The sequence below is a fragment of the Vibrio sp. S234-5 genome (assembly GCF_000960595.1).
In the GTDB taxonomy this organism is placed as follows: Bacteria; Pseudomonadota; Gammaproteobacteria; order Enterobacterales; family Vibrionaceae; genus Vibrio.
In genome coordinates this window covers 1-595 of record NZ_JZAM01000026.1, presented here as the reverse complement: position 1 = coordinate 595, position 595 = coordinate 1, and the positions used below count along the sequence as shown (strand labels likewise).

The window sequence follows — 595 nt, the reverse complement described above, 5'->3', positions numbered from 1 at the left end:
TACCTTGCCGATCAAGTAAGGATTACGTCACCGCAGCCAAACCAAAAGCTTCCATGGAACGCGGTATGGGCGTTAAGTGGACCACCTCTCTTAGCCAAATTTACACCAACGACTACCAGTATTACGGTAAATGGGCGGGTGTTTACCACTACGCAGGTTGTTCAAACGAAAACCTATTACCAGAAGAGAACTTGCCGCGTTTGATCTACGGTTTCAAACCGAAATTCCAATACGTGTTCACACCAGAATTTGAGCGCGGAGAAGAGCCCAAAACGGAGATGATTGCACGAGCGGGCATGAAAGAAGTTGACGAAGGTTTCTCTCGCAATGCGTGTAACTGGTACGATCAAGGCACAACGAGCCATTACACTGAAGCGCAAATTCGCTTCACGATTGATTGGGATAAGCTCACCGTTATCACTCAATAAACGTTTCACTTACCAGACTGAAGGTTTGTGGATTGTAATGCGGCTCCAGTAGCCGCATTTTTTGTGTTAAAAATCTGACCGCAAACGTATTAAGCCTTTAAGCCCAGCATCGCGCCGAAAATGACCAAACCCGCCCCACATGCTTGATTGAGTCGATGCTTAATCTT

At 46.6% G+C, this 595-nt stretch carries 2 pseudogenes; one reads left to right on the top strand and one right to left on the bottom strand.

What is annotated here, in order from left to right:
* Nucleotides 1-428, top strand: a pseudogene (locus UF06_RS00110) (hemolysin); the annotation flags it as partial.
* Nucleotides 429-517: 89 nt separating this feature from the next.
* Here the strand turns inward: UF06_RS00110 and UF06_RS27315 are convergent.
* A pseudogene (locus UF06_RS27315) lies at nt 518-595 on the bottom strand (LysE family translocator); the annotation flags it as partial.